Annotated in this window: 17 protein-coding genes; 10 read left to right on the top strand and 7 right to left on the bottom strand. The window is 67.0% G+C overall.

Annotation, left to right across the window (positions count from 1 at the left end):
- Positions 1 to 3: 3 nt before the first annotated feature.
- Complete coding sequence (locus tag HJG44_RS17385; RefSeq protein WP_171219621.1) at positions 4 to 1,245, top strand: aspartate aminotransferase family protein; 1,242 nt, start codon at positions 4 to 6, stop codon at positions 1,243 to 1,245.
- On the opposite strand, the gene HJG44_RS17380 is transcribed toward HJG44_RS17385, so the two are convergent.
- Complete coding sequence (locus HJG44_RS17380; RefSeq protein WP_171219620.1) at positions 1,235 to 2,158, bottom strand: LysR substrate-binding domain-containing protein; 924 nt, start codon at positions 2,156 to 2,158, stop codon at positions 1,235 to 1,237. The two genes, HJG44_RS17385 and HJG44_RS17380, sit on opposite strands and share 11 nt — an antisense overlap.
- Positions 2,159 to 2,260: 102 nt before the next feature.
- On the opposite strand from HJG44_RS17380, the gene HJG44_RS17375 reads away from it, so the two are divergent.
- The 9 genes from HJG44_RS17375 (at position 2,261) to HJG44_RS17335 (ending at position 14,257) form a co-directional block, all read left to right on the top strand.
- Positions 2,261 to 3,427, top strand: coding sequence for an acyl-CoA dehydrogenase family protein (locus tag HJG44_RS17375; RefSeq protein ID WP_171219619.1), 1,167 nt, complete (start codon positions 2,261 to 2,263; stop codon positions 3,425 to 3,427).
- Positions 3,411 to 5,501: an acetate--CoA ligase family protein gene (locus HJG44_RS17370; RefSeq protein ID WP_171219618.1), complete on the top strand. Its 2,091-nt coding sequence runs from the start codon at positions 3,411 to 3,413 to the stop codon at positions 5,499 to 5,501. Before HJG44_RS17375 ends, HJG44_RS17370 begins: the two co-directional genes overlap by 17 nt.
- Positions 5,470 to 6,885 carry an MmgE/PrpD family protein gene (locus HJG44_RS17365; protein ID WP_346767212.1) on the top strand — a complete coding sequence of 472 codons (1,416 nt, stop codon included), beginning with the start codon at positions 5,470 to 5,472 and terminating at the stop codon, positions 6,883 to 6,885. The genes HJG44_RS17370 and HJG44_RS17365 overlap by 32 nt, the downstream gene beginning before the upstream one ends.
- 28 nt (positions 6,886 to 6,913) lie before the next feature.
- A complete protein-coding gene (locus HJG44_RS17360) occupies positions 6,914 to 8,341 on the top strand; it encodes an NAD-dependent succinate-semialdehyde dehydrogenase (RefSeq protein ID WP_171219616.1) in 1,428 nt (475 codons plus the stop codon).
- Between the two features lie 790 nt (positions 8,342 to 9,131).
- Positions 9,132 to 11,297 (top strand): TonB-dependent receptor, encoded by a 2,166-nt coding sequence (locus HJG44_RS17355; RefSeq protein ID WP_430395075.1) that lies wholly within the window; start codon positions 9,132 to 9,134, stop codon positions 11,295 to 11,297.
- A 29-nt stretch (positions 11,298 to 11,326) separates the two neighbouring features.
- On the top strand, positions 11,327 to 12,055 hold the full coding sequence (locus HJG44_RS17350; RefSeq protein ID WP_171219614.1) for a DUF4198 domain-containing protein: 729 nt from the start codon (positions 11,327 to 11,329) through the stop codon (positions 12,053 to 12,055).
- Positions 12,052 to 12,339, top strand: coding sequence for a DUF3649 domain-containing protein (locus tag HJG44_RS17345; RefSeq protein ID WP_171219613.1), 288 nt, complete (start codon positions 12,052 to 12,054; stop codon positions 12,337 to 12,339). The genes HJG44_RS17350 and HJG44_RS17345 overlap by 4 nt, the downstream gene beginning before the upstream one ends.
- A complete protein-coding gene (locus tag HJG44_RS17340; RefSeq protein ID WP_246736336.1) occupies positions 12,336 to 13,973 on the top strand; it encodes a PepSY-associated TM helix domain-containing protein in 1,638 nt (545 codons plus the stop codon). The genes HJG44_RS17345 and HJG44_RS17340 overlap by 4 nt, the downstream gene beginning before the upstream one ends.
- Positions 13,970 to 14,257 (top strand): DUF3325 domain-containing protein, encoded by a 288-nt coding sequence (locus HJG44_RS17335; protein ID WP_171219612.1) that lies wholly within the window; start codon positions 13,970 to 13,972, stop codon positions 14,255 to 14,257. The genes HJG44_RS17340 and HJG44_RS17335 overlap by 4 nt, the downstream gene beginning before the upstream one ends.
- 19 nt (positions 14,258 to 14,276) lie before the next feature.
- Here HJG44_RS17335 and HJG44_RS17330 read toward each other — a convergent pair whose 3' ends face one another.
- The 6 genes from HJG44_RS17330 to HJG44_RS17305 all read right to left on the bottom strand — a co-directional run bounded on the left by HJG44_RS17330 (position 14,277) and on the right by HJG44_RS17305 (position 17,672).
- The gene (locus HJG44_RS17330) at positions 14,277 to 14,429 is read right to left on the bottom strand and encodes a hypothetical protein (protein WP_171219611.1); all 153 of its coding nucleotides are present in this window, start codon (positions 14,427 to 14,429) and stop codon (positions 14,277 to 14,279) included.
- Between the two features lie 68 nt (positions 14,430 to 14,497).
- Entirely contained in the window at positions 14,498 to 14,731 is a 234-nt protein-coding gene (gene cas2e, locus HJG44_RS17325) for a type I-E CRISPR-associated endoribonuclease Cas2e (RefSeq protein WP_171219610.1), read from the bottom strand.
- 57 nt (positions 14,732 to 14,788) lie between these two features.
- Positions 14,789 to 15,034, bottom strand: coding sequence for a CRISPR-associated endonuclease Cas1 (locus HJG44_RS17320; RefSeq protein ID WP_174873195.1), 246 nt, complete (start codon positions 15,032 to 15,034; stop codon positions 14,789 to 14,791).
- 17 nt (positions 15,035 to 15,051) lie between these two features.
- The gene (locus HJG44_RS24470; RefSeq protein ID WP_171219609.1) at positions 15,052 to 15,339 is read right to left on the bottom strand and encodes an alcohol dehydrogenase catalytic domain-containing protein; all 288 of its coding nucleotides are present in this window, start codon (positions 15,337 to 15,339) and stop codon (positions 15,052 to 15,054) included.
- A 1-nt stretch (position 15,340) separates the two neighbouring features.
- Positions 15,341 to 16,474, bottom strand: coding sequence for an acyl-CoA dehydrogenase family protein (locus tag HJG44_RS17310; RefSeq protein WP_171219608.1), 1,134 nt, complete (start codon positions 16,472 to 16,474; stop codon positions 15,341 to 15,343).
- Positions 16,475 to 16,478: 4 nt separating this feature from the next.
- A complete protein-coding gene (locus HJG44_RS17305) occupies positions 16,479 to 17,672 on the bottom strand; it encodes an acyl-CoA dehydrogenase (RefSeq protein WP_171219607.1) in 1,194 nt (397 codons plus the stop codon).
- Positions 17,673 to 17,674 lie beyond the last annotated feature (2 nt).

Below are 17,674 nucleotides of genomic sequence, written 5' to 3'. Positions count from 1 at the left end.
CGCATGTCGAGCGAGGTTGTGAGCCAAACGCAAGCCGAGCGGGCCCGCGCCATTGCAGCTGGTGAGACGTTCTTCCATCCCAACCTCATCCCTACCCACAAGCGGCTTCCGGTTGCGTTCACGCACGGCAAGGGCGTTTGGCTGTTCGACGAAGGAGGACGGCGCTACCTGGATATGCTCGCCGGGATCGCGGTCGACACGCTAGGCCACGCCGATCCGCGACTCGTGTCTGCGGTTTCGGAGCAGGCGGGTCGCGTGATCCATGTCTCCAACAACTTCCACATTCCCGTTCAGGAGCAGCTCGCCGAGCGCCTGGCCCGGCTCTCGGGCATGGAGAAGGCGTTCTTCGCCAATTCCGGGGCGGAGGCCAACGAGGCGGCGATCAAGCTCGCGCGTGCCTACGGCCACAGGAACGGAAAGGTCGTTCCGCAGATCGTCGTCATGGAAAAGGCCTTTCACGGCCGCACGCTGGCAACGCTCTGGGCCGGCGGAAACACAAAGATTCAGGCCGGCTTCGGTCCACCCGTCGACGGCTTCGTTCGGGTGCCGTTCGGGAACGTAGAGGCGATCGAGCAGGCGCTCGACGCAAACCCGTCGGTCGCCGCGATACTCCTCGAGCCGATCCAAGGTGAAGGCGGTCTCCACCCGCTCGAGCCTGCGGTGCTCGACCGGATCGCGCGGCTGGCGCGGTCGCGCAACGTCCTCCTGATGCTCGACGAGGTCCAGACCGGGATCGCGCGCACGGGCAAGATCTTTGCATTCCAGCACAGTTCGATCGTGCCGGACGTGATGACGCTCGCCAAGGGGCTCGGTGGAGGTCTGCCGATCGGAGCATGCCTCGTATCCGGGCCCGCCGTGGATGTCTTCGGCGTTGGATCGCACGGCTCGACCTATGGCGGCAATCCGCTCGTCTGCGCGGCGGCAAACGCCGTCCTGCAGGCCGTCGAGGAGGACGATCTCGCGTCGCGTGCTGTGGACGTGGGGAATCACGTCCAGGCCCTTCTCCGGTCGCGGCTGTCGGTGCCGGGAGTGGTCGAAATCCGTGGTCGGGGGCTGATGATCGGCATCGAACTCGACCGGCCCTGCAGCGAGATCGTCCGTCTGAGTCTCGACGCGGGTCTTCTCCTCAGTGTGACGGCTGAGCGCATCATCCGGCTCGTACCGCCGCTGACGATCACGCGGGAGGAGGCCGAGCAGGGCGTGGATCTTCTGGTGCCCGTGATCCTGAATTTCCTCAGGGCGTAGCTGCCCCGCCCGCAGCGGAGAGAGCAGGGCTCTTCGCGGCTTCCGACTTGAGCCAACTGAGGAAGGTTCGCAATCCGCGCTTGGAGGCTTCGCTGGACGGCCACAGCGCCTGGTAGGCCAGGTCACGTTTGACGGGCGTGAACAGCGGCACCAAGCGTCCGGAGCGGCATTCGGCCTCGAGAAGCGCAACCTGACCGATCGCGACGCCAAGGCCTTCCATCGCGGCCTGATAGGTCAGGACCGAACTCGGAAAGGTCATCCCGTCCGCCATCGCTGGTCCCGAATAGCCGTTGGCCTCCAGCCAATACGCCCAATCGGTCATGCGGTACTTGGAGTGCAGCAGGCGATGGGCGGCCAGATCGCTCACCCGATCAAGCGGAGGCCCGCGCTTGAGCAGCTCCGGGCTGCAAACCGGCTGGAGCACATCCGTGAACAGGTGCTGACAGCGGATGCCTGGGCCTTCGTGACGACCTAGTTGGATCGCGACGTCGACGTCGTCACGGCCGAAATTCACGGGCGCCACCGCGCTGATCAGCTTGATCTTGAGCCGGGGATGGGCGGCGCTGAGGCTGCCCATCCGCGGGATCAGCCACTTGGCAGCGAATGTCGGATAGACCCGGACCCGGAGCGGTTGCTCCTGCTCCCGGGCGCGCAGGTCGGAGCTCGCGGCTGCGATGGCGGCGAGCGCAGGGGCGACCTGTTCGTAGTAGCGCTCTCCCTCGGGGGTGAGTGCGACCTGCTGCCGTCCGCGCATGAACAGGCGCACGCGCAGGTAATTCTCCAGGGTGGCAATCTGCCGGCTGATTGCGGGCTGGGTGACCGACAACTCCTGGGCGGCGCGCGTGAAACTGCCGAGCCGGGCCGCCACCTCGAAGACACGCAGCGGGTTCAAGGGCGTCACGTCGTGAGACATGGGACGTGTCATTACTTATGTTTATGCCTGCATACTCTATAGGCAGTTGCGACAGAGGCGGCAAGGTCGGAAGACCGGCTCCGGATAGGCGACGGGTAGCCGATGGACTTCGATCTGAGCGATGAACAGCGGCTCCTGGCCGAGTCGGTCCGTCGCTTCGCCGAGAGCAAGCTCGGCGGGACGGCGCCGCTGCGGCGGGCGCACGATCCTCACTTCCCCTTCGATGTCGCCGCCTTGATGGCGAAGCAGGGCTTGCTGGGCATCACGGTCCCTGTGGAGGACGGAGGCCAGGGCGGCACTCTGATGGACGCCGTGATCGCGATCGAGCAGGTCGCGGCCGTCTGCCCTCGCAGCGCCGATGTCGTGCAGGCGGGAAACTTCGGGCCGCTGCGCACCTTCGCGGCCTATGCGAGCGCTTACCAGAAGGAACGGTGGTTGGGCAGGCTCCTGGCCGGCGAGATCGTCATCAGCCTGGCCATGACCGAGCCCGAAGCAGGTTCCGCAGCCACCGACCTGACCACATCGGCCCGTGCTGATGGCGATGGCTACGTCATCAACGGCACGAAAATCTTCTCCACTCATAGTCCCGACGCGTCGATCTTCCTGGTCTATGTACGTTTCGGTCCTGGCGTCGGCGGGATCGGGTCCGTCATCGTCGAGAGAGGTACTCCCGGTCTCGCCTTCGGGCAGCCGTCGACCTTCATGGGCGGCGAGCAGTGGTGCCAGCTCTACTTCGAAGATTGCCGGATCCCGGCTGAGAACGTCCTGCTGGGACCGGGCGGCTTCAAGCGGCAGATGAGCGGTTTCAACGCCGAGCGCATCGGCAACTCGGCCCGCTCGCTCGCGCTGGGGCGGCACGCATACGAGCTTGCCCGCACCTACGCCTCCACGCGCAAGCAGTTTGGACGGGAGCTCTGCGAATTTCAGGGCCTGCAATGGTCGTTCGCGGAGATGACCCTGAAGCTCGAAGCGGCTCAGCTTCTGCTCTACCGGGCTGCCTCCCGGGCCGATTCCGGCCTTCCCTCCGTAGCCGATACCTCCCTCGCGAAGCTTGCCTGCAATCAATCCGGCTTCGACGTGGCGAACGGTGCCGTCCAGGTTTTGGGCGGGACCGGATACAGCCAGGAAAGCCTCGCTGAATACTGCCTGAGACGCACGCGAGGATGGATGATCGCCGGCGGCTCTATCGAGATGCTGAAGAACCGCATCGCCGAACACGTCTTCGGGCGCAGCTTTTCCCAGCGGGACAAACATGCCGTCCGCGCCTGATCCCGCACCCGCCAGCCTGGCGGATCATCTGTTCAGGCCAGCTGCGATCGCCCTCGTCGGCGCATCGGACGATCCGGCCAAGACCGCAGCTCGCCCGCTCACCTATCTTCGACAGGCAGGCTTCGGCGGTGCCGTGTTCCCGGTGAATCCGGCCCGGGCGACCGTGCTCGGGGAGAAGGCCTGGGCGCGGCTCTCCGATCTGCCTCGGCGTCCCGATCATGCCTTCATCCTTACACCCACGGAGGCGGCCCTCGAATCATTGGAGGAATGTGGCCGGCTGGGGATACCTGTGGCGACCATCCTCGCCGACGGGTTCGCGGAGGCGGGAGCCGCCGGCGCCGCGCGCGAAGCCAGGGTTCTGGAGATCGCCGCCCGGACGGGCATCCGGATCGTCGGTCCGGGAAGCCTCGGCGTCGTCGATCGGCGTTCCCGTATGACCCTGACGGCGAATGCCGCCTTCGCGGAATCCGACTTGCCGCTCGGCACCACATTCGCGGCGTCCCACAGCGGCAGCCTGATGGGCGCGCTCGTCTCGCGCGGCAAGGCGAAGGGGATCGGCTTCAGCGGTCTCGTCTCCGTCGGAAGCGAAACCGACCTGAGCATGGGCGCCATCTGCTCGCTGACGCTCGACGACCCCGACGTGAGGAGCTACCTCCTGTTCCTCGAGGGCATCCGGCACGGGCATGATCTTTCCGCGTTCGCGCGGGGAGCGGCCGAGCGCGGCAAGCCCATCGTAGCGTATCTTCTCGGCCGCTCCGCCGAGGCGCGCGAGCTGGCCGTATCGCATACGGGGGCTCTCGCGGGAGACACCGACCTCGCGGTCGAGTTCCTCGCCGCCCACGGCATCGCTCGCGTGGAGACCTTCGAGGGACTGCTCGAGGCACTGCCCCTGCTGCAGCGGCTCCCATCGGCCGCCCCCCGAGGTAGGTCCATATCGGTTGGGGTGGTGACCACGACGGGCGGCGGCGCCGCCATGGTCGTCGAGCAGCTCGCGCTGCGCGGCGTTTCCGCCTGCGTTCCGTCCCGCGAGACGCTGCGTCGGCTGAACGCCGCAGGCGTCTCGGCGGGCGCTGCCAGGATCGTCGATCTCACGCTGACCGGGACGCGCTACGAGGTCATGAAGGCAGCGCTCGACGTCATGCTGGCCGCTCCCGAATTCGATCTCGTCGTGGCTGTCGTCGGCTCGTCGGCCCGATTCCAGCCCGAATTGGCAGTCCAGCCCATCATCGACAGTGCCGGGGAGGGAAAGCGCCTCGTCGCCTTTATCGTGCCGGAGGCGCCGGAAGCGCTGGGCCGGCTCAGCGAGCGGCAGGTCCCCGCTTTCAGGACGCCGGAATCCTGCGCCGATGCCATCGTCGCCGTCTGGAACCGCCGCTTCGTCGCCGACCGCCCGCCTGTTTCTCCGCCTCGATCCGGTCCGCGCAACCATCTCGACGAGCTCGAGGCCTATGCGGTCCTTTCGAGAGCTGGCCTCACATGCGCTCCCGCCATCGTCCTGGAGGACGATGCGGAACCGAAAGGCCTGACGTACCCGGCCGTCGCGAAGGTTCTTGCCGCCGACATCCCGCACAAGACCGATGTCGGCGGAGTGGTCCTGAACCTCGAGGACGAGCAGGCCGTCCGAGAGGCGGCACGGACGATCCGTCGGAACGTCCTGGCGCACCGTCCTGGCGCCGAGCCTCCCCGCATTCTCGTGCAGCCGATGATCAAGGGTCTGGGCGAAGCTCTGGTCGGATACCGGGTCGACCCGCAAGTCGGCCCGATCGTCCTGGTCGCGGCTGGTGGGGTCCTCGCCGAGATCGCGCGCGACCGCAGTGTCCGGCTCGCTCCGGTCGATCTGTCGACGGCACGCGCCATGGTGGCGGAAGTGAGGAGCTTCGACGCGTTGGCCGGCTACCGTGGCCGCCCGCGCGGAGACCTGGAGGGTCTCGCGAGAGCGATCGTCGCGATGTCCCGCCTGGCCGTGCTCGCTCCGGAGATCATCGAGTGCGAGGTGAATCCCCTGATCGTCCGGGCCGAGGGGGACGGTGTTGTCGCCGTGGATGCGCTCGCCGTTGCGGCATCGCTGCCCTGAGGGGGATGGGATGGGCACGCAGGCGCCTCCAAGCAGCCATTCGGGTCCGACGAAGAATCTCGCTGCGTTCGTGTCGCGTCTCCGATGGAGCAATCTCCCGGACGACGTGCAGCAGGCCGCACTTCGCCACCTCATCGACACGCTCGGCGTCATCTCCGGCGGGGCATCCACGGATCTGTCGCAGCGCGTCGCATCGCTCCTGCCGGTTTCGCGATCGGGCGTTTGCGTGCCGGGCCGACCGGAGCGGTTCTCGGCGCTCGACGCGGCCTATCTCGGGGGGATCTCCGGCCATGGGCTCGAGCTCGACGACGGCTTCCGGGATGGTTCGGTCCATCCGGGTGTGGCCGTCGTACCTGCCCTGATTTCGGCGGCCCAGGAACGGCCGGTCGATGGCGAGACGTTCATGGCGGCGCTCGTGGCCGGGTATGAAACGATCGCCACCGTCGCGCGCGCCTATCATCCGAAGCTGCGGCAACGGGGCTTTCATCCGACAAGCGCAGTCGGCCCTTTCGGATCGGCGGCGGCGATCGCCCGGCTGCTCGGCTTCTCCCTCGGTCGGACTGAGGCTGCCCTGGGGCTTTCCTCAAGCAGCGCGGCCGGGACATTCGCATTTCTCGGCGGGGGTGCGGACGTGAAGCGTCTCCATGCCGGGCATGCCGCGCGCGAGGGATTTTGGGCGGCGACCCTGGCCCAAGCGGACGTCGTCGGTCCGCCCAACGTCCTCGAGGTCTCCGACGGTTTCGGCCAGTCCTTCGCCGGTCTTCCCGGATCCGCCCCGTTTTCGAAGCCTCCCGGCCAGCCGTTCGGGCTATCCGACTGCTACTTCAAGCCGTATCCATGCTGCCGGCACCTTCAGCCGGCGCTGGAAGGCGTCCTCGCGATCCGTCGCGACCACGCGCTCGATCCGCAGGACGTGACGGAGATCCAGGTCGAGACGTATTCGATCGCGGCGGAGCACGCGAAGACCGGCTGGGACGATTTCGCGTCCGCGCAGCTGAGCTTTCCCTACGTGCTGCTCCTCGGCCTCCGCTTCGGCGCAGTGGAGCTGAAGCATTTCGCTCCGGAGCATCTCGCGGATCACACCTTCCACGCATTGAAGCCTCTGGTCCGGGTTCGCGCGACCGAGGAGATGGATGCGCTCTATCCGGCACAGCGGCCCGCGCGCGTCACGGTGAAGACTGTCCAGGGACGTCACACCCGCTTCTTCGGCGAGGCGCTGGGCTCCCGGGACCTTCCCCTCTCCGACGACCGGCTCGCCGGAAAGTTCATCGGGCTCGTCTCCCCGCTGCTCGGACGCGGCAGGGCCGAGGGCGTGCTCGAAGCCCTGTGGCAGCTTCCCAAGGCACCGGAGGTCGGTCGGCTCATCGCCGACCTCGCCGTCTGAGCCGCGCCCATTCCTGGTGGACAACGGCATGTATCCGGAACTCTTCCTTTGCATCGCAGGCTCGTGGCGGGCCAGCTCGTCGGGCGACACGCTCCCCGTCATAGATCCTGCGACGGAGGCGGAACTCGGACGTCTCCCGGTCGCGACGGAGGCCGACCTCGACGAGGCGCTCGCCGCGGCCCGGAGCGGGTTCCAGGAGTGGAGCCGCGTCTCGGCCTTCGAGCGCGGCAAGGTGCTGCGGAAGGCTGCGGCGCTGCTAAGAGCCCGTTCGGAGGAGATCGCCGTCCTGCTCACGCGGGAGCAGGGCAAGCCGCTGGCTCAAGCACGAACCGAGGTGATGAATTCGGCAGACCTGACGGATTGGTTCGCAGAAGAGGGCCGCCGCACCTATGGCAGCGTGATCCCCGCGCGCGCGAGCGGCGTTGCTCAACTCGTTACGCGCGAGCCCGTCGGCCCGGTGGTCGCGTTCACGCCCTGGAACTTCCCCGTCAGCCAGTCCGTGCGGAAGATCGCGGCGGCCCTTTGCACCGGCTGCTCCGTCATCCTCAAGGGCCCCGAAGAAACACCGGCGAGTTGCAGCGCCCTCGTCAGGGCTTTCCTCGACGCGGGCGTTCCCGGGAACGCCCTCGGCCTCGTATTCGGGCGTCCAGCCGAGATCTCGGGCTATCTCATCCCTCACCCGGTCGTTCGGAAAGTCTCCTTCACGGGATCGACCGCGATCGGAAAACAGATCGCCGCCCTCGCCGGCCAGCACATGAAGCGCACCACGCTGGAGCTCGGCGGCCATGCTCCGGCGATCGTCTTCGACGATGCCGATCTCGCCAGGGCTCTCTCGGTCCTCACGACCCAGAAGTTCCGCAATGCCGGTCAGGTCTGCGTCTCGCCGACGCGCTTTCTGGTGCATCGGACGCTGTTCGAGCCCTTCGTCGAGGGCTTCGTGACCTACGCCAGTACCCTCAAGGTCGGGAACGGTCTCGAGCAGGGCGTCGAAATGGGACCGCTCGCGCATGAGCGGCGTCTGCACGCGATGGAGGACCTCGTGGGCGAGGCGGTTGGTGCAGGCGCGAAGCTGCGCACCGGAGGGCGGCGCGTCGGCAATCGAGGCTATTTCTTTCAGCCCACCGTGCTGACCGACTTGCCTGTACAGAGCCGTTTGATGAACGAAGAGCCCTTCGGACCCGTCGCGCTCATCCAGTCTTTCGAAGAGGACGAGGAGGCCTTTGTCGAAGCGAACCGGCTGCCCTTCGGCTTAGCGGCCTACGCGTACACCTCGTCCTCCTCCCGCTCGGCTCGAATTTCGGCGGAGCTCGAAAGCGGAATGATCTCGATCAATCACCATGGGCTGGGCCTGCCGGAGGTCCCCTTCGGCGGGATCAAGGATTCCGGCTACGGAAGCGAAGGCGGTGCCGAGGCAGTTGAAGGATACCTGCTGACGAAGTTCGTAAGTCAAACGTAAGGAACACGTCGCACGGCCGAGAAGGCACTGACGGCCGTGACCCAGAAGGCCTACATGCACGGGATCTCGACCCGCGCGGTCGGCTCGATGTGAGCCCGGTCCACCCGCTGCGACATTCGCCGGTGTGAGCCTCACCAGGCCGCTCGCCGAGACCTTCGCGCCGGACAAGGTGCGCATGAACGTCGGCTGCCCCGCCTTGCCGAGACGCCGACGAAGCTCCGGTTCAGCAGGCGATCCGGCCGCCGGCGCGCGGCTCTGCTTCAACCACGACGGGTAAAAAAAACCCCGCCAGTGCCGCCACGGTCAAATAGAACATACCAGTCTAAGAATTATAATATTTCTAGTTGTTCAATCAGAGATTGAAGTTGACTACCGTCATACTAAATTGTATTAGAACAATTCTATTTTGAATTGGAGCGCGATGACTTGCAGCCTCGGTGATACATGCTACGGGAGCTCCGGCCGATTTTCAGCTCGATCACCAATTCACGCAGATGTCGTGCGGGGTCGGCCATTTCGAACGGCTCGAGGAGACCAGAGTATGGACCGCGTTCACGGCGAGATGGGACCGCGTTTCAGGGCCCGTGCGCCGCGCCAATGGCAGGCAAGGTTCGACGCCGTCATCTCCGGTCTGGGCCAGGTCAGGGCCGCTGCACGCTCGACGACCGGTGGCGTGCTGGCAGGTGTCCTCCTGATGTCGCCAGCGGCAGCGCACATACAGGATGATATGGCGGTTTGGCCCGCCGGGTCGCTGCCGCGGGATCCCGTTGGCCCGGCAAGCGTGGCTCGGATGCACCAGGGCGCAGCCTCTGGCGAGGCTCATGCCTTGATGCGGAACCAGCGGTTTGCTCAAGCCGCAGGATCGCGGACCGGCGTGGCCTCGGACGCCGAGACCCTTCCCGGCATCGAGGTATCCAGCGAGGCAGCGCGACGCCCGGGCAACCTGCCGCCACCCTATGCCGGCGGCCAGGTGGCGCGAGGCGGCTCGCTCGGCGTGCTGGGAACCCGGGACATCCTCGACACGCCGTTCAGCACGGTGAACTTCACGCAGAAGCTGATCGAGGATCAGCAGGCCCGGACGGCGGCCGATACGCTCGTCAACGATTCGTCGGTGCGCCTGACGACGGGCGCCAACGGGTTCGACGACACGTTCCAGATCCGCGGCTTCCAGGTCAATGCCGGAGATACGGGCTTCAACGGGCTGTACGGGCTGATCTCCTCCAATCGCGTGGCGGCGCAGTACATCGAGCGAATCCAACTGCTCAAGGGGCCGGCCGCCTTCATGTACGGCATGCCCCCGGGCGGCTCCGTCGGCGGAAGCATCAACATCATCACCAAGCGTGCGCTCGAGGTGCCATTCGCGCGGATAACGCCGCAATTCATCAGCGCCGGCAATTACGGCGTGCATATCGATGCGAGCAGCCGGTACGGCGCGAACAACGAATGGGGCGTCCGGTTCAACGGCGTCGGCCGCAACGGCGAGGCCACGATCGACCGCGGGAATTGGCAGACCGGGCTGGGGGCGCTGTCGATCGATTACCGCGGGGAGCGCCTGCGCTGGGCCCTCGACGCCATCTCTCAGAACGACGACACCAAGAACTTCCGTCCGCAGATGACCATCCAGTCGACGGTGCCCTTCATCCCTCGTCCGCCGGATGCGCGGAGCACCTGGTATCCGGGAGTTCAGCTCAAGCAGCGGGACAACACGATCGCCTCGTTCGTCGAATACGATCTGACCGACTGGCTGACGGCCTATGGCGGCATCGGCTACCGGGCGGGAATGAACGAGCAGACATTCCCGGATTCGCGCGTCTCCGGCTTCCCGGGCGGCATCGACGCGCTCGGCAATTTCAGGCTCATCAACGCCTATTACGATTCCTACAGCAGCACGGTCAGCGGCAATGCCGGCCTGCGCGCCACGTTCGACACCGGCTTCATCAAGCATTCGGCGAACCTCGTCTTCACCGGCTTCTCCCAGGAGAACGGCAACGCCTATGTCGCGAACACGCCGGCGCAGTCGGTCCCATCGAACATCTACAATCCGTCCCCTCTTCCGGTCGTGACGGGCGCGCGTATCGATCCGCGGCGAGCCACCGAGATCTCGTTCAGGAGCGTCGCGCTTGCCGATACGATGTCGCTCTTCGACGACAGGCTGCTGCTGACCGGTGGATTCCGCCAGCAATGGGTCAAGCAGCTGACCTACAGCACCGCCACGGGCGTCAGGACGGGCACCTATGAAGGCGAAGCCCTGTCGCCGCTCGGCGGCATCGTCATCAAACCCTGGCAGAACGTGTCGATCTACGCGAACTATGCCGAGGGTTTGAGCCAGGGCACCGTCGTCGGTCCCGGCTACAGCAACACCGGCGCCGTGCTCGCCCCGTTCAAATCGGATCAGCAGGAAGTCGGCATCAAGGTCGACTGGGGAACGGTCACCACAACCGCCGCGCTGTTCCAGATCTCGCGGCCCGCCCAGATCCGAACGGCTGCCAATGCGCTCGCCTATGACGGCGAGCAGCGCAACCAGGGCCTAGAGCTCTCGGCCTTCGGAGAGATCCTGCCCGGCCTGCGCGCCCTTGCCAGCGCGACCTTCCTGCGTCCCGAGCTGACCAGGCCGGCCAATCCGCTCGAGCGTGGGAACGACGCCCAGGGCGTGCCGGATCTGACCGTCTCGGCCGGGCTCGACTGGGATACGCCCTGGGTGCCTGGGCTGGCCCTGAACGGACGCGTCATCTACACGTCGGGCGCCTATCTCACGACCGCCAACACGCTGCGCTTCCCCGACTGGACGCGGGTCGATCTCGGTGTCCGTTACGCGACGACCGTCGACAGCCGGCCCGTCACGCTGCGGTTCAACGTCGAAAACGTCGCCGACAGCCGCTACTGGCTCACGACGGGCACATTCGTGACTGTCGCCTCGCCGCGGACCTTCGTGCTGTCGGCCGCCTTCGATTTCTGACGGTCATCCAAGCAGTCGGGATGCATCGCATGACCAGGCTATCCATCGCTCTCGCCGCACTGATGTGCCTCGCCGCTCCTGCGCAGGCTCACCAGATCTGGATCGAACAGCCGGACGGCGGAAACGCCGTGATCCGCTTCGGCGAGTTCGGCGAGAACCTGCGCGAGGCGTCTCCGGGGCTCCTCGACAAGTTCGTGAACCCGACCGGAACGCTCCTCTCCGCGAAGGGCGAGACGATGTCGAAGGCAGCGAAATCCTCCGACGGCTTCACCCTGCCGTTCCGGGCCGAGCCGGGCGACAGCATCGTCGCCGAGGAGGCCCAGTACCCGCTCTACACGTGGAAGCGCGAAGGCAAGGACACGATCAATCGCTACTATCCCGCCGCACGGCTGATCACGGGCTTCACCGAGCAGCAGCCGAAGCTGACCCTGGATCTGGTCCCGACCGGCGAGCCTGGACGGCTGAAGCTCGTCTTCAAGGGTCAGCCGCGCGCCAAGACGAAGGTCACCCTGGTCACGCAGTCCGGCTGGTCCAAGGAGGCCCAGACGGATGACGGCGGCCTCGTCTCCTTCGACATGCCATGGCAGGGCACCTACGTGGCCGAGGTGAGCGTCGACGACCGTAGCCCCGGCGAGCGCACCGGGCCGCAGGGCCCCGAGAGGTTCGACGGCACGAGCTATGTGACGACGCTCACCTATGTGAGCTCAAGCGGCCTTCCGCCGATCCCCGCGGGCCCACCGGCAACCCCGAACAAGTGAGCTCCCTCACGGATCGGGCCTGGCGGGTCGGCCCCCTCGTGTCGCGCATCGTCGCGGCGCTGGCTGGCGGCTATGCGCTTGCCGCACTCGCGAGCGTGGCGGTGCTCGTCCTGCCGATCAGCAAGCCGCAGGCCGTCATCACCGGAATGCTGGCGAGCTTCCCCATCTATGCCGGGGCCGTGATCTGGGTCTTCTCGGTGCGCAGCGCCACGCGGGCCTGGCTGGGCCTCGCCGTCGTCGCAACGCCGCTCCTCGTCGCGGCCTGGTCCGTCTGGCGAGCATGAGCCGCCGGACGCCGGACGAAGAACCGCGGCTGACCGGCCGCGGCATCCGCCAGAGCATGTCGGACCTGCATAGCTGGGCCGGCCTGCTCTGCGGCTGGATCCTCTACGCCATGTTCCTCACGGGGACGGTGTCCTATTTCAAGGACGAGCTCTCGCAGTGGATGCGGCCGGAACTGCCCTATCAGGCACAGGTGCCGGATCAGGCCGCGGTGGCGCAGCGCGTGGCGGACGAGCTCGGCACCCTCGTACCCGGAAGCCCGCAATGGAGCTTGCGGCTCCCGGATGCGCGCAACAACAGCGTCTATGCCTTCTGGCGCTCGCCCGCGCGCAGTGCGGACGGGCGCGGCTTCGGCGAGGGCCAGTTCGATCCTGCAACGGGCAGGAAGGTGGCCTCGCGCGACACGCTGGGCGGCGACTTCTTCTTCCGGTTCCATTTCCAGTTCCACTACATGTCCGCGCTGTGGGGCCGGTGGATCGCCGGGGTCGCGGCGATGTTCATGCTCGTTGCCATCGTCAGCGGCGTGATCACTCACAAGAAGATCTTCACCGACTTCTTCACGTTCCGGTGGGGCAAGGGGCAACGGTCCTGGCTCGATGCGCACAACGCCTTCTCGGTGTTCGGCCTGCCGTTCCACCTCATGATCACCTATACGGGCCTCGTCACGCTGATGGCGATGTACGTGCCCTGGGGCGAGCGCGCCGCCATCAAGACGCCCGCCGAACGACAGCAGCTCTCGGCGGAACTGAGCGTCTTCATCCAGCCCGGCCGGCCGAGCGGCCAGCCGGCGCCGCTCGCCTCCGTCGAGGACATGGTGCGGCAGGCCCAGGCGCGCTGGGGCCGCGACAATGTCGGCCGCGTCACGGCCGTCCATCCCGGAGACGCCGCCGCCCGCGTGGCGGTCTCGCGCGGAGAGGCCGGCCGCCTTTCCATGAGCCCGCAGATCATGGAATTCGAGGGCACGACCGGCCGCCTGCTCGCCGTGCGCGAAAGTGTCGGCCCCGCGGCGGAGGTCCGCGGCGTGCTCTACGGGCTGCATCTCGGGCGTTTCAGCGACGCCGTGACGAGGTGGCTGTATTTCCTGGTCAGCTTCGGCGGCACGGCGATGGTGGGAACGGGCCTCGTGATGTGGACGGTGAAGCGGCGGCAGAAGCTGCCCGACCCGAGCCGTCCCTATCTCGGCTTCCGTCTCGTGGAGCGGCTGAACATTGCGGCTATCGCGGGGCTCTCGATCGCCATGGCCGCGTTCCTCTGGGCCAACCGGCTGCTGCCGCTGGAACTGCCCCGACGCGCCGACTGGGAGATCCACGTCTTCTTCATCGTGTGGGCATCGGCGCTGGCGCACGCGATCCTACGCCCTGCGAAGGGAGCATGGGTCGAGCAGCTGTGGACCGCGGCCGCGCTGCTCGCTCTCGTGCCGCTCCTGAACGCCGTTACGACCCAGCGGCCGCTCTGGCGCAGCCTGGCGCAGGGCGACTGGATCTTCGCCGGCACCGACCTCCTGTGCCTGGCGCTGGCGGCGCTGCACGCGGTGCTGGCCCTGCGCACGGCGCGATATCGGCCGAGCCCCCGGGCAGCGGGACGGGCCAGGGGTGGCCCGGTGGCCGGCGGCAAGCTGATCGAGGAGGGCGCATGAGCCATCTCGTAGCGCTCGTGCTGTGCGTTGCGGGCTTTGGCGGACTGGCGCTCGCGACTGACCGTCAGCAGCATGCAGTGTTCGGCCGCGCCCTGCCCGAAGGCGTCACATACGGCCTGCGCATTGCGGGCGCTGCCGCCCTGCTGCTCGCGCTCGGCAGCCTCGTCGTCCGGCAAGGCTGGGGCTTGGGATTGGTGATGTTCAGCGGGCACACGAGCCTCGCGTCCGGGCTCGTCCACGCCACCCTGATCGGATATTCCAGGCTGCATTCCAGTACCAGATGAGCCTTGCGCAGGCCGGCCGTCAGCCCGCCTTCCCGGTCTCAAGATCGACGGCGACGGCATGCCTCGCCGGGTCGCGGACGACCGGTTCGTAGCCGAACTGCTCCGGTGGTCGCTGCTCCCGCAGCCGATCGAGCGAGGGAGCCTCGTTGATGAGGACGATCAGGGGGTCCATCCCCGCGTGGGCGGGGGAGCCTCTACCAGCTAAGTAGCTGGAATCATTCATGATGTCAAAGAACGGCGTCAACGGCGAAGCAGGAGCGCGCCGTCAAGATCGGAAAGGGTTCGGGCGGCAGGCCCAGGGTGCGAAGGCCGAGGCGGCCACCAATCGCTCAGCACGGTCCAGAGCCGTTCGCGGACGCCCTTGGAGAGCTCGGCGCCGACGAAGACCCCGGGCGCCGCTTCCGGCATGATGGAGGAGAGGAAGCCGCGGTACCGGTCGGCGACGTCGCGCGTCACGACCACGGTCATGGGCATCGCGCATCCTCCCTCCTCACGGCGCCTCCTCGTCGAACAGCGTCTTGATCCGGTCGATCATGGCGGGATCACGCCGTCCCGGCGCAGCCTTTCGGCGACGGTGCGGCGGGCGAGGCGCTCGACCGGATCGAACGGCCGCTTCTCGTGCGCCTTCGCGGCCTTGAAGGCGCACGGGGCCGTGACCGTGTCGCGGAAGAGATCGGCGATGTCGAGCACGAAGCTCTGGCCCGAATCCTCGTGCACGAAGCCGAGCTGCGGGATGGTGGCAGTCGCCGCGACTGCGATCGCGGCGGCGCCCTCCACGGCCGAGGCGGCGTGGTTCAGCGCCTGGTTGGGGATGTCGGCCGCACCGGGATTCTGGCGGTCGTAGCGGCGGCCATCCCAGCGTATGCCGTGGCGCGCGGCGGCGAGCCGGCGATTTCGTAACCCATCACGCAGGGGAGGCGCGTCTCCGGAAAGGCGCCCGACCGGTTCAGGAGATCGTGCCCGCAGACTCCGCAGGCCGCCACCCGGATCAACAACTGGTCCGGCCGCGGTCGGGGCGGCTCGATATCCTCGCAGCGAAACACCTCCGGTTCGCCGAATGCCGGGAGGATCGTCGCACGCATCCTAGGCGGCTTCCATCTCTGCGAGAGTCGCCGCCATCACGCATTCGCGGTGGGCGGAAGCGTCGCCGTAGGAATATTCGAGCGTCTTCGCCCGGCGCAGGTAGAAGTGGATGTCGAGCTCCCACGTGAAACCGATGCCACCGTGCAACTGCAGGCCCTCGTTGCAGATCGAACGCGCCGCGTCCCCGCAATAGGCTTTGGCCATAGAGACGAGTTTGCGCCGCGCCGCCGGGTCGTGCGCGAGGGCCCAGGCCGCGTGATATGCGGCGGTTCGGCTCGTTTCGAGAAGAACGAGCATGTCGGCGCAGCGATGCTTGATGGCCTGGAAGGAGCCGATCGGCTTCCCGAACTGGACGCGGTTACCGGTGTACTCGACGGCGAGATCGAGCACCTTGCCTGCGGCCCCAGTCATCTGAAGGGAGGCCGAGGCTGCCCCGGCGTCCACCAGCCGGGCCACGGCCGTTTCGAGCGGCTGGCCGCCGAGCACATGATCGCCACCGAGTTCCACCTCGGAGAAGGTCACCTCATGGGCCCGTGACGCGGGATCGAGCAATTGGTGGTGGCGACGCGTGATGCCGGCCCAGTCCGGGTCGACGAGCACAAGGCCGAGCGGCCCGTCATCGCCGAAACGCGCGACAACGAGCAGTTGGTCGACGCTCTCGGCGTAGGGCACGAGGATCTTGCGGCCGCTGAGCGCCCAACCATTGCCGGACGGGCGGGCGATCGTGGTCGTGTCCTCCGGCCGGAAGCCGCCTTCGATCTCCGCGACCGCGGCGGCGATCTTCAGACCGCCTTCTGCAATCGCGGGCAGAAGTGCCGCCTGCTGTTCCGGCGTGCCATGGCGAGAGATGATGTCCGTCGCGATGATCGTGTCGACGGCCGGACCCGGCACGAGGTGGCGCCCGCATTCCTCGAGGATCAGCGCGAGATCGACATAGCCGAGCCCGAGGCCGCCATGCTCCTCGGGCACCATCATGGCGAGGATGCCCAGCGCGGACACGCCCTCCCACAGCTCACGGTCGAAGCCGTCGCCCGTCAGATGCGTACGCAGCTGGGCGACGCTCCACCGGTCGTCAAGGTACTGGCGGACGCTGTCGCGGAACGCGAACTGCTCCTCGCTGAAATCGAAGTTCATTGCCCTATCTCGGCATGCCGAGGACCCGCTCGGAGATAATGTTACGCTGGATCTCGGACGTACCCGAATAGATCGTGAAGGCGCGGGACTGGAGAAAGCCCGTTTGAAACAGGCCGTCTCCGGGCGCGAGCGGATCTCCGGCGGCTAGGGGCGCCGTCGGCCCGAGCGTCTCCATGGCGGTCTCGTATATGCCTTGCGCCATGTGGCTCCAGTAGAGCTTCTGGAACGACGATTCCGGTCCAAGCGGCTTTCCCTGAAGCTGCTTCGAGAAGCTGCGCAGGCAATTCAGTCGCATCAGCTCAACCTCGATGACGGACCTCGCGAGCTTCTGTCGCAAGACTGGGTCGTCGATGGCGGTCGCCTTGGGCCCGCGCGGGATCGTCTTCGCTGCCACGATCAGGCGCATCAGATCGCGCTTGAAGCGGATCTGGCGTGCAAGGGCGTCCTCCGGCCCCCGCTCATACGTGAGCGTCGTCATGGCGATCTTCCAGCCCTCGTTGAGGCCGCCGACGAGGTTCTCGACCGGTACCCTGGCATCGTCGAAGAACGTCTCGTTGAACTCGCTTTCACCGGAGATCTGGCGCAACGGCCGGACAGTGATGCCCGGCGTCGACATGTCGACCAGCAGGAAGGAGATGCCCTTGTGCTTCGGCGCCTCGGGATCGGTGCGCACCAGCATGAAGCACCAGTGCGAATATTGCGCGAAGCTCGTCCAGGTCTTCTGGCCGTTGACGACGAAGTGGTCTCCGTCCCGGACGGCGCTCGTCCGGATGGACGCGAGATCGGAGCCGGCATTCGGCTCCGAGAAGCCCTGGCACCAGACCTCCTCGCCCGAGAGGATCTTCGGAAGGTAGCGCCGGCGCTGCTCCTCGGTTCCGTGGTGGATGAGGGTCGGCGCGGTGAGGTTCCTGCCGATGATGTTGAGGCCCTCCGGAGCTTCGGCACGTGCCAGCTCCTCCGCGAGGATCGCCTGCTCGACCAGCGTCGCGCCGCGCCCGCCATATTTCTTCGGCCAGGCGAGGCCGGCCCAGCCGCCCTGGAAAAGCTTCTTCTCCCAGTCGAGGCGGAACATGTAGCGGGCATGCTCGTCCTCGGGCTCGTGGACGGTGCTGCCCCACCCCTCGGGCAGGTTCGCCTTGATCCAGGAGCGCACCTGCGCCCGAAACGCTTCCTCCGCGGGTGAGTAGCTGAAATCCATGG

Source organism: Enterovirga aerilata (assembly GCF_013044135.1).
Taxonomy (GTDB): domain Bacteria; phylum Pseudomonadota; class Alphaproteobacteria; order Rhizobiales; family Beijerinckiaceae; genus Enterovirga; species Enterovirga aerilata.
This window is presented reverse-complemented; position numbering and strand designations above follow the sequence as displayed.

What these genes read in the sequence shown, in the direction of transcription:
- HJG44_RS17340 (WP_246736336.1), top strand. Translation starts at nt 12,336, where the DNA reads ATGAGCCGCCGGACGCCGGACGAAGAACCGCGGCTGACCGGCCGCGGC.
- cas2e (WP_171219610.1), bottom strand. Translation starts at nt 14,731, where the DNA reads ATGCCCATGACCGTGGTCGTGACGCGCGACGTCGCCGACCGGTACCGC.
- HJG44_RS17355 (WP_430395075.1), top strand. Translation starts at nt 9,132, where the DNA reads ATGCACCAGGGCGCAGCCTCTGGCGAGGCTCATGCCTTGATGCGGAAC.
- HJG44_RS17375 (WP_171219619.1), top strand. Translation starts at nt 2,261, where the DNA reads ATGGACTTCGATCTGAGCGATGAACAGCGGCTCCTGGCCGAGTCGGTC.
- HJG44_RS17350 (WP_171219614.1), top strand. Translation starts at nt 11,327, where the DNA reads ATGACCAGGCTATCCATCGCTCTCGCCGCACTGATGTGCCTCGCCGCT.
- HJG44_RS17365 (WP_346767212.1), top strand. Translation starts at nt 5,470, where the DNA reads ATGCGCTCGCCGTTGCGGCATCGCTGCCCTGAGGGGGATGGGATGGGC.
- HJG44_RS17360 (WP_171219616.1), top strand. Translation starts at nt 6,914, where the DNA reads ATGTATCCGGAACTCTTCCTTTGCATCGCAGGCTCGTGGCGGGCCAGC.
- HJG44_RS17310 (WP_171219608.1), bottom strand. Translation starts at nt 16,474, where the DNA reads ATGAACTTCGATTTCAGCGAGGAGCAGTTCGCGTTCCGCGACAGCGTC.
- HJG44_RS17370 (WP_171219618.1), top strand. Translation starts at nt 3,411, where the DNA reads ATGCCGTCCGCGCCTGATCCCGCACCCGCCAGCCTGGCGGATCATCTG.
- HJG44_RS24470 (WP_171219609.1), bottom strand. Translation starts at nt 15,339, where the DNA reads ATGCGTGCGACGATCCTCCCGGCATTCGGCGAACCGGAGGTGTTTCGC.
- HJG44_RS17335 (WP_171219612.1), top strand. Translation starts at nt 13,970, where the DNA reads ATGAGCCATCTCGTAGCGCTCGTGCTGTGCGTTGCGGGCTTTGGCGGA.
- HJG44_RS17330 (WP_171219611.1), bottom strand. Translation starts at nt 14,429, where the DNA reads ATGGACCCCCTGATCGTCCTCATCAACGAGGCTCCCTCGCTCGATCGG.
- HJG44_RS17305 (WP_171219607.1), bottom strand. Translation starts at nt 17,672, where the DNA reads ATGGATTTCAGCTACTCACCCGCGGAGGAAGCGTTTCGGGCGCAGGTG.
- HJG44_RS17380 (WP_171219620.1), bottom strand. Translation starts at nt 2,158, where the DNA reads ATGTCTCACGACGTGACGCCCTTGAACCCGCTGCGTGTCTTCGAGGTG.
- HJG44_RS17385 (WP_171219621.1), top strand. Translation starts at nt 4, where the DNA reads ATGTCGAGCGAGGTTGTGAGCCAAACGCAAGCCGAGCGGGCCCGCGCC.